The organism is Deferrivibrio sp. (genome assembly GCF_055117995.1).
The window spans coordinates 1-10121 of sequence record NZ_JBSQOT010000049.1; the positions used below are offsets into that span (position 1 = coordinate 1).

Below are 10121 nucleotides of genomic sequence, written 5' to 3' on the forward strand. Positions count from 1 at the left end.
CCTTATGCTGCATCAAAAAAGAGTGCGGAAGTTTCCTGCTATACCTACCATTTTCTTTACGGTATAGATGTGACAATTGTTAGATATTTCACTGTCTATGGGCCTGCAGGAAGACCTGATATGAGTATTTTTAAATTTATAAGCTGGATTGACAAAGATACTCCCATCACACTTTATGGGGATGGCAGCCAATCAAGAGATTTTACTTTTGTGGAAGATATTGCCGATGGAACGGTAAGGGCATTAAAAGATGTTGGCTATGAGATAATTAACCTTGGTAATAACAACCCTCACAAACTTTCATATGCCATTGAATTAATATCCAAAAATCTTCAAAAGAAGGTAAACTACATTTTCAAGCCTTTCCATAAAGCCGATATGATGGCAACATGGGCAGAAGTCAAAAAGGCGAAAGATATTTTGAATTGGCAGCCTACTGTTTCTCTGGAAGAAGGCGTTGAAAAAACTATAAAATGGTACATGGACAACTATGATTTTGCATCAAAAATTCCTTTGGTGGATTAAAATATTATAAAAAATTATTCGAGGTGGATAATGAATAGAGGACTTACAAACTTAAGCAGATTTCTACTTGAGGAGCAGAGGAGATACCCTACAGCTACCGGTGACTTTACTATGATTTTGGAGCAAATTGCTTTTGCTGCAAAGATTATAAGCAGAGAGGTTAATAAAGCAGGACTGGTCAATATTCTTGGCAAAACTGACAGTACAAATTACCATGGTGAAGAGCAACAAAAACTTGATGTATATGCAAATGAAAAAATGATTCAGGCGCTTGATCACACAGGGCAGATATGTGGAATGGCAAGCGAAGAGGTGGATGAAGTTATTCAGATTCCAAGTAAATACCCAAAAGGTAAGTATCTTGTGGTGTTTGACCCTCTGGATGGCTCAAGCAATATTGATGTGAATATAAGTATCGGTACAATATTTGGTATTTATAAAAGAATATCTGACAAATCTGAGGAAGGTTGTGTGGATGATTTTTTACAGCCCGGGCGTAATCTTGTCGCAAGCGGTTATGTAATTTACGGCTCAAGCACAATGTTTGTATACACTACAGGTAACGGAGTGAATGGATTTACTTTAGACCCTTCGGTAGGAGAATTTATACTTTCCCATCCTGATATGAAAGTACCGAATGAGGGCAAAATTTACAGTATAAATGAAGCAAATTACCATAAATGGGATGAAAAAATTCGTAATTTTGTGGAGTTTATAAAAAACTATAAAGAAAAAAGCTACACTACAAGATATATAGGTTCGCTTGTGGCAGATTTTCATAGAAATCTTTTAAAAGGAGGAATATTCCTTTATCCGGGTGATTCTAAAAATCCTAAGGGGAAATTGAGGCTTCTTTATGAAGCAAACCCACTTGCTTTTATTATAAAGCAAGCAGGTGGTATGGCTACCGATGGAAAACAGGATATTCTTGATATTGTCCCTGAAAGCCTCCATCAGAAGACCCCGCTAATTATTGGCTCTAAGTTTGAAGTGGAAAAATTTCTTGAATTTATGAATAGTTAGGTAAAGTATGCTTATTGGCGCCCATGAATCCATAAGTGGAGGAATTTATAAATCTGTTGAGAGAGGGGTGGAAGATGGCTGTGAATGCATCCAGGTGTTTGTAAAAAATTCAAACAGATGGGTGGCAAAGCCGATTCCTGAAAATGAAGCTGACAAATTTATCAAGTTAACTAAAGAACACAATATTTCTGTATGCTGTCACAGCAGTTATCTTATAAATATGGCTTCAAAAAATATCGAAATCAGGGAAAAATCTTTTAACTCGCTTGTGGATGAGCTTCATAGATGTGATATGTTAAATATTCCTTATTATGTCATACATCCGGGCTCACACCTTGGTGCAGGTGAAGACGAAGGCTTGAAATTGGTGGCAGAAATGATTGATAATGTTTATGATGAGCATGGTTTTAATGCTTCTGTCCTGCTTGAAATAACAGCAGGGCAGGGGACAAATTTGGGGTATGATTTGAGCCATTTCAGCAGAATCTTTGAGCTATCAAAATATTCTGATAAGCTAAATATTTGTCTTGATTCTTGCCATATGTATTCTGCAGGTTTTGATATAGTGCAGGACTATGACAGAGTATTTGATAGAATTTTTTCTGCTTTCGGAGAAAAAATTAAGGTTTTTCACCTGAACGATTCAAAGAAAAATTTTGCATCAAAGCTTGACAGACATGAGCTGATAGGGAAAGGGACAATTGGTCTCAATTTTTTCCGAAGGGTTGTAAATGACAAAAGATTTGATAATGTGCTGGGTATCCTGGAAACGCCTATAGAGAAAGATGCTACCTACAGGGAAGAAGTAGCGCTTTTGAAAAGTCTTAAAGGGGATAAGATATGAGTAAAGCCCTTGTAATTATCGATATGTTGAATGATTTTATCCTGGATGGAGCCCCTTTGCAGGTTAAAGGTGCCGGCAAAATCATCGAGCCTATAAAAAATCAGATTGCCAAGGCGAAAAGTGAAGGTTATCCGGTAATTTATGTTTGTGATAGCCATGATAAGAATGACAAAGAATTTAATATATGGCCGAGTCACTGTGTGAGGGGGACGTTTGGTGCTGAAATTGTAAATGAACTAAAACCTGAGCCAGAAGATATTATTATTCAAAAGACAAGGTATTCCGGTTTTTATGACACAAATCTGGATGAGATTTTAACAAAACTTGGAGTTAATACATTGATAATAACCGGACTTGTAACAAATATTTGTGTAATGTACACTGTGGCTGACGCCGTAAGCAGGGATTACAGGGTGATTGTGCCAAAAGATTGTGTTATTGGCCTTGATGATTACGGTCATGAAATAGGCCTTTATCAAATTAAAAACGTTCACAATGCGGAGATTATATGAGCAATTTGTCAACATCTGCACTTATTTTAAAAGAGTTGGTCAAACCTGACAGTATAATTGAAACACATATTTCATATGTTATGCTTACAAAAGATTATGTTTACAAATTAAAAAAGTCTGTTGATTTCGGATTTCTTGATTTTAAACTTTCCACAAAACGAAAAGTGTATTGTATCCTTGAAAAAGAGCTAAATGAAAGATTTTCCAGAGGGATTTATGAGGAAGTATTGAAAATTGCAAGAAAAGGAAAGGATTTTGTGCTTGTCCCTTATTACAATACCCTTGTGGCTGTTGATTATGTTTTGAAGATGAAGAGGATACCCGAAGAAAACTTCTTATCTGCAAAAATTAAAAAGAAGCTGGTTGATAAAGAATACATGTTTAAAATTGGTCACCATATTGGGAATCTTTTTAAAGGGATAAACACTGATGCTGAAAATGCAAAAGATAATGGAAGTTTTGAAACAATATATAAAAATTGCAATGAAAATTTTGTTCAGACAGAAGAATTTACGGATAAGTATATAAAATCTGATATCTATGGATTTGTAAAACAAAAGACAATGCAGTTTCTGGAAAAAAACAGAGAGCTTTTTGAAAGAAGGCTAAATCAGAGATATATAATTGATGGTCATGGAGATTTGCGCCTGGAGCATATTTACGAGGATGAAAACGGCATTGGGCTTGTTGACTGTATCGAATTTAATAAAAGATTCAGATATAATGATGTAATTTCAGATTTTGCTTTTTTGCTGATGGAGCTTGATCAGGCAGGAGAAATTGAGTTGTCAGATGCCTGCCTTGAAGGTTTTTTAAGAATTTACGATGATGCAGATACATTAAGACTTTTAAATTTTTATAAATGCTACAGGGCATATGTAAGAGTAAAAATTGCATGTTTTATGCTTGAAGGGCTTGACAAAGATAGCGAGGCTTACAATGAAGAGGTAAAAAAATTAAACAGGCTCATTGATTTGTCTGTTTGCTACGCATTAAATATGGACACTCCAAAATGTCTTATATATTACGGTCTTATGGGTTCCGGAAAAAGTAAAAATTCAAAATTTTTAAACGAAAAGCTCCCTTCTTTTCGTATAAATACTGATGAATTTAGAAAACTTTATTTCAATAAAAAATTAGAGGAGAAGGTGTTGGAGGACTTTAACAAGGGTATTTATTCTTATGAAAATTCGTTAAAAATTTATAGCGAAATTGGTAAAAAAGTAGCAGAAAAGTTAAAAATCGGAAGAATGGCAATTATTGACGGTAGTTTTTCAAAGAGAGATTACCTAAGATGCGTTAAGGAAGAAATAAATATTGAGCCTTTGAAAATAAAATGCGAAGCTGATGAAAATGTAATACTTGAAAGACTTGAGGAGAGAAAACACAAAAATACAATTACAGATGGGAGGCCTGAGCTTTATTTTAAACAAAAAGAGAGTTTTGAGGATATCGGCTACGATTGTCTTCTTAATACAACATCAGAACTGAAAGATAATTTTGCAAAAACGCTTGCTTTCCTGATAAATAATGAAAAATAATTTTCAAATAAAGAAGATAAACTCCCCTTTTGAAGACTCTGCATTTTTTGTAAGAAATGTCTATAAAAAGTCTGCTTTCTTGCTTGACTGCGGAAGGTTAGGCAATATTTCAAATACAGAAATATTAAGCGTAACAGATGTGTTTGTATCACATACACATATAGATCATTTTTACGGTTTTGACAGGCTTTTGAGAGGTTTTATAAGGGCAGACAAAAAGATAAGATTTTTCGGACCTCCTAACTTTATAAACAATGTAAAGGGCAAGCTTGCTGGCTATACCTGGAATCTTATCAAAAATTACACCCTTGTCATTGAAGCAAATGAGCTTTATGAAGATAAAATAAAAACTGCTATTTTCAGGGCAGAAGACGGATTTATCCCGGAAGAATATGAAAAGAAAAGAGATTTGATAGATTTGGGAGATGGCTTTACCCTTGACTATGAGTTTTTTGATCATGGAATTTTGACGGTGGGATATAGAATAAAGGAAGATATTCATGTAAGCATTAGAAAAGATGCCCTTGAAGAGCTGGGTTATAAAAAGGGGCCGTGGATTTCTGAGCTTAAGTCTAAATTAAGATTATGCCAAAAAGATGGATTTTTGGAAGTAGAAAAGGATGGTAATGTTGTAGTCAAAAGCCTGAAAGAGCTTGAAAAAGAGCTTGTGTTATACTCCCCGGCTCAAGATATCACATATATAACAGATGTGGCGCCTACATTTGAAAACTTTAAAAAAGCTGTAACTTTCTCCAGAAATAGTCATATTTTGATGATAGAAGGGATGTTTCTGAAAAGTGACCTGATGCATGCCATCAGGAAAAAACATCTGACACTGGAGCTTGCCAAGGAGATTTTTATTGCTTCAAATAGCAAATTTGTGCATTTTTTTCATTTTGCTCCAAAATATGAGATTGAAAAAGAGCTGTTTTTTAGTACACTATATAAAGGGATTGATAAAAAAGTGATTTGATATTCCCTTTTAAGTATGTAATAATACCTGATAAAGGTGAATTATGGATGATAAGCTTACAAAAAATATGGAAGATTATTTGGAGGCTATTTTAATTCTTGAAAAGAAGAACCGTGTGGCAAGGGCTACGGATATTTCCGAGATGCTGAGTGTAAAAAAGCCTTCAGTTACAAATGCATTGAAATTTCTTTCAGACAAGGGTTATGTGAATTATAACAGGTACAGAGGCATAACGCTTACCAAGGATGGTATGAAGTATGCAAAGGAAATTTATCACAGACATCAGAAAATAAAAGAGTTTCTTGTAAAAATACTTAATGTTGATGATGCTGAGGCAGAAGAGAATGCTTGCAGGATAGAGCATGTCATTGATGAGCATATTTTTAAAAAATTGTCATGCTTTTTGGATTTTATCCTGGACAGCGACACTAAGTGTGTAAATATTGATAAATTCAAGTCTGAGTGTGATGAAAATTGAAAGTAGGGGACAAAAATTCTCTGCCTTATCTGATAAAATGGTTTTTTATCCCGTGGTTAATTTTTATTATTATTGGGGTATACTTGTACAACACAATGAAAACTCCTGAAAAAAATCTTATAAAACCATTTGTAAATCTGACTGATGTAAACCCTGATGAGCTGCTCATACTTGACCAGAAAAGAGCAATTTCAGAAGGTGTTGAAAGAAAAGAAAATATGCCGTTTTATCTGGAAGGTACAAATGGTGTAGGTGTACTCTTGATTCATGGTTTCACTGCAACACCATACGAAATGAGGCAGCTGGGTGAGTTTCTAAATGAAAAGGGATTTTCTGTGTATGGAGCAAGACTTCCAGGTCACGGGTCTGACCCTTCCTATATAAATAAGCTTACGTTTGTAGATATGTACGAGTCACTTAAATACGGCTATTTTGTTCTTAGAAACAAGAACAGTAAGATTATTGTTTTGGGTCAATCCATGGGTGGACTTCTTGCAGGCGAAGTTGCTGTTTTTAACAGGGTTGATGGAGTTATTATGCTTTCGCCCGCATTTAAAATAAAAAGCAAAAAGGCTGTATTTGTGCCAGTTATGAGAAAGTTTATTGATTTTAGTAAAAAAGAGGATTTTAACGAAAAACTTGAAGGCTACTATTATAAAGTGAGACCAGTTGAAGGGATTTATCAGCTTATGCGTTTATCAAACCACTTAATTTCATTGCTTTCAGAGATTAAAAGTGATGTTTTTGTTATACAGTCAAATTTTGACGACATAATAGATCCAAAAGCGACTGAATATTTCTTCAGAAAAATTGGGACGGACAGAAAAACTATTGAAATATTAAACGATAATAGGGTAAAACACATTCTTACGACTGATGAAAATCCGCTTAAAGATGAGATTTTTTTAAAAGTTTATAACTGGATTTTGGGGGTGATTTGATGTTTTCAGGAAAAAAAATAGGCTTTATCGGGGCTGGAAATATGGCAAGTGCCCTTATAAAAGGTATTTTAAAGGCGAGGCTTGTGGAGAGTGATTATGTAAGTGCCAGTGATATCGATATCGAAAAACTGGACTCTTTGAAAAATGAATACGGTATAAATATTATTTTTAAAGAGAACGAAAAATTGGTTTCAGAAAGTGACATTATAATTTTGGCGGTCAAACCTCAGATTTTTGAAAAGATTTTGAAGGAAATTGCTCCAAAGCTAAATAAATCAAAGCTTATTATTACTATTGCTGCAGGTATTAGCACAGAATTCATTGAACATGTGGTAGGAAAAGAGCTTAAAATAGTAAGGGCAATGCCGAATACTCCTGCTCTTATTCTGGAAGGTGCTACTGCTATTGCTCCGGGATTGCATGCGGAAGAGGAAGATTTGAGAATAGCCCATAAAATATTTGACGCAGTAGGAAAGGTGGCTATTGTAGATGAGTCTCAAATGGATGCAGTTACAGGTCTTTCAGGAAGTGGTCCGGCTTATGTTTTTATGATAATAGAGGCGCTTAGTGATGCAGGTGTGAAGATGGGATTGTCAAGGAATGTGGCCATGAAACTTGCGGCTCAGACAGTAATGGGAGCTGCAAAACTGCAGATAGAAACAGATATGCATCCTGGCAGACTAAAAGATATGGTTACATCTCCCGGAGGGACTGCTATTGCAGGAATCCATACTCTTGAACAGGGTGGTTTGAGGACAACTTTGATAAATGCTGTGGAATCAGCAACAAAAAGATCGATTGAACTGGGGAGCAAAAATGGAAAATAAGCCGAATAAGTTCGATAAGATTTTAAACTCTGCAATTAAAATTATCGGCCAAAAAGGCTTTCATGGCGCAAAGGTAAAGGACATTGCAAACGATGCGGGTGTGGCTGATGGGACAATATACAATTATTTTAACAACAAAGAGGATATTCTTATTACAATTTTTAAAGTGAAACTTGAAGAATATGTAAATATGGCTAAAGAAGAAATTATCGGTATTGATAACCCGGAAGAGAAATTGAGGACTCTTGTTAAGTATCATTTTAAAGTAATGACAGAAACCCCTTACCTTGCCAACGTATTGCAGATTGAACTGAGACAGCCCATGAAAGAATTGAGGGTAAAGGTGAGAAAACACCTGAAAAATTATTTCAAGCTTATAGAAAAAGTCATAGAAGAGGGCAAAGAAAAAGGATTTTTCAACAAAGAGCTTGATGTTTACCTGGCCCGTGAGATTTATTTTGGAACTCTTGATGAAATCGTTTCAACATGGATTTTCAAAGGAGGTCAGTGGAATTTGCTTGAGACTTCTGATAAGCTGGTGCCTATTTTTTTGAAAGCATTTAAATAAATTATGGAATTATATACATTACTTTATCTTTTTATAATTATTTCGCTTGGCTATTTTATAGGAAATCTCAAGATAAAAGGGTTTTATCTTGAGATTTCCGCTATACTTATAATTGCCCTTATTGCAGGGCACTTTGGTGTAAGTTTCCCTTCTGAATTTAAATATCTTGGCCTTGCTTTTTTTATCTATGCAGTTGGTTTGCAATCTGGACCGGGTTTTTTTGAAAATTTAAAAAGACATGGGATTAAATTGAACATATATGCAGCGACTCTTATTTTGATGATTTTTTCAGTAATTGTTTTGGGTGGCAAGCTGCTTGGTTTTGATGATAATGTTATAAGCGGAATTTTTTCCGGAATCATGTCCAGTGCTCCAGCTCTTGCTGCGACACTTGAAATTAATAATTCCCATACAACGTCAGTAATATTTGGTATTGTATATCCTTTTGGCATTATTTTGACAGTGTTTTATATAAGGTTTATCCCGATTTTTTTTAAAATGGATATTAAGACAGAGGTGGAAAATTATAAAAAAAGCAAAGAGATGGAATATCCCAAGATAATTTCAAAGAATTTCAGGGTAACAAATGAAAATTTTAGCAATAATCTAATAAAAAAATCACAACTTGAGCTGATGTCTGGTGTAGTAATTGAAAGAATTGAAACAGATTATGATAAGGAAGATGATGACCCTCAGATTCATTCAGGGGATATTGTAATGGTGACGGGTAAAAAGGAAAATGTAGACAATATGAAAATTTTGCTTGGAGAGGAAATAGAGTCATATGTGGATTTTCATGACAACATGAAGGTATTGAGGCTACTTGTTTCCAATAAGCATATTGTCGGTAAAAAGATTAATGAAATAAATGAGCTTGTGGCTATGCGTGCAACTGTCACGAAAATAAGACGTTCGGGGATAGATTTTGACCCAAAACCACAGACTACCCTTTTGCTTGGTGACAAAATATACATTACTGTTCCTGAAAAGTTTGCAGAGCAGATAACAAAACTGATAGGGGATAATCTTATGGCCTTTCCGGCAGCTGATTTTCTGCCAATTTCTGTTGGAATAGTGATAGGTATCCTGATTGGTTTTATTCCTGTAAGTCTCCCTTTTTTTGGTAAATTTAAACTGAGCTTTATAGGTGGTATTTTGATTACCTCGCTAATTCTTGGAAGGCTTGGCAGAACAGGCCCTATTGTCTGGCAATTATCACCACATTCCACTTCACTTTTAAAAACATTTGGTCAGCTTATTTATATGGCAACAATTGGTACCAGTGCAGGAAAATATATGGTTTCAGCTATAAAGGTTAACGGATTTAATCCTATTTTGCTTGGTTTTGCGGCCCTTACACTTTCGGTAGTTGTTTTTGTGTGTATGCTAAGGTATTTTTTAAAAATGAATCTGGTTGATATATTGGGACTTATTTCCGGAGGAATGACTTCTACCCCTTCACTGACGATGTCTTCAAATATTTTGAAATCTGATTATCCTGCTATAAGTTACGCCTCTGTTTACCCATTTTCTCTTATTATTACGATATTATTGGCACAAATAGCTTTGAAGTTTTGAGGTTTTATGGGCATAGAAATCTTCTTGATAGCATTTGCCATGAGTATAGACGCATTTAGTGTATCTTTTGGAGTAGGTTGCAAGTACAACACAAAGAGGCACTATTTCAGATTAGGTTGGCATTTTGGACTTTTCCAGTTTTTTATGCCACTTATAGGAGCATTCATTGGTAAAAAGTTATATTCATTTTCTTCAAAGCTGGATATACTGGCAGCCTTAATTCTTTTTTATATAGCTTACAATATGTTTAAAGAATCACTCAAATCAAGTGAGGAAAAATGTTTTGTTAAAGACCCTACAAAGGGTTTTTC

At 34.8% G+C, this 10121-nt stretch carries 12 protein-coding genes; all 12 read left to right on the plus strand.

Annotated elements, in window-relative coordinates; all coding sequences use genetic code 11:
• On the plus strand, positions 1-525 hold a 525-nt coding region (locus ACTCAF_RS09840), incomplete at its 5' end, for an NAD-dependent epimerase/dehydratase family protein (protein WP_463063108.1).
• A gap of 30 nt (positions 526-555) precedes the next feature.
• A complete protein-coding gene (fbp, locus tag ACTCAF_RS09845; protein ID WP_463063109.1) occupies positions 556-1548 on the plus strand; it encodes a class 1 fructose-bisphosphatase in 993 nt (330 codons plus the stop codon).
• 7 nt (positions 1549-1555) lie between these two features.
• Positions 1556-2392: a deoxyribonuclease IV gene (locus tag ACTCAF_RS09850; protein WP_463063110.1), complete on the plus strand. Its 837-nt coding sequence runs from the start codon at positions 1556-1558 to the stop codon at positions 2390-2392.
• Positions 2389-2904 carry a cysteine hydrolase family protein gene (locus ACTCAF_RS09855; protein WP_463063111.1) on the plus strand — a complete coding sequence of 172 codons (516 nt, stop codon included), beginning with the start codon at positions 2389-2391 and terminating at the stop codon, positions 2902-2904. Before ACTCAF_RS09850 ends, ACTCAF_RS09855 begins: the two co-directional genes overlap by 4 nt.
• Positions 2901-4445, plus strand: coding sequence for a bifunctional aminoglycoside phosphotransferase/ATP-binding protein (locus ACTCAF_RS09860; protein ID WP_463063112.1), 1545 nt, complete (start codon positions 2901-2903; stop codon positions 4443-4445). The genes ACTCAF_RS09855 and ACTCAF_RS09860 overlap by 4 nt, the downstream gene beginning before the upstream one ends.
• Positions 4435-5418: an MBL fold metallo-hydrolase gene (locus tag ACTCAF_RS09865; protein ID WP_463063113.1), complete on the plus strand. Its 984-nt coding sequence runs from the start codon at positions 4435-4437 to the stop codon at positions 5416-5418. The genes ACTCAF_RS09860 and ACTCAF_RS09865 overlap by 11 nt, the downstream gene beginning before the upstream one ends.
• Before the next feature lie 43 nt (positions 5419-5461).
• On the plus strand, positions 5462-5896 hold the full coding sequence (locus ACTCAF_RS09870; RefSeq protein ID WP_463063114.1) for a metal-dependent transcriptional regulator: 435 nt from the start codon (positions 5462-5464) through the stop codon (positions 5894-5896).
• 95 nt (positions 5897-5991) lie between these two features.
• Positions 5992-6837 (plus strand): alpha/beta hydrolase, encoded by an 846-nt coding sequence (locus tag ACTCAF_RS09875; protein WP_463063115.1) that lies wholly within the window; start codon positions 5992-5994, stop codon positions 6835-6837.
• Complete coding sequence (gene proC, locus ACTCAF_RS09880) at positions 6837-7664, plus strand: pyrroline-5-carboxylate reductase (protein WP_463063116.1); 828 nt, start codon at positions 6837-6839, stop codon at positions 7662-7664. Before ACTCAF_RS09875 ends, proC begins: the two co-directional genes overlap by 1 nt.
• Positions 7654-8232: a TetR/AcrR family transcriptional regulator gene (locus ACTCAF_RS09885; RefSeq protein WP_463063117.1), complete on the plus strand. Its 579-nt coding sequence runs from the start codon at positions 7654-7656 to the stop codon at positions 8230-8232. The genes proC and ACTCAF_RS09885 overlap by 11 nt, the downstream gene beginning before the upstream one ends.
• A gap of 3 nt (positions 8233-8235) precedes the next feature.
• Positions 8236-9810: an aspartate:alanine exchanger family transporter gene (locus ACTCAF_RS09890; protein ID WP_463063118.1), complete on the plus strand. Its 1575-nt coding sequence runs from the start codon at positions 8236-8238 to the stop codon at positions 9808-9810.
• 6 nt (positions 9811-9816) lie between these two features.
• A partial coding sequence (locus ACTCAF_RS09895; RefSeq protein WP_463063119.1) for a manganese efflux pump MntP occupies positions 9817-10121 on the plus strand: 305 nt, incomplete at its 3' end.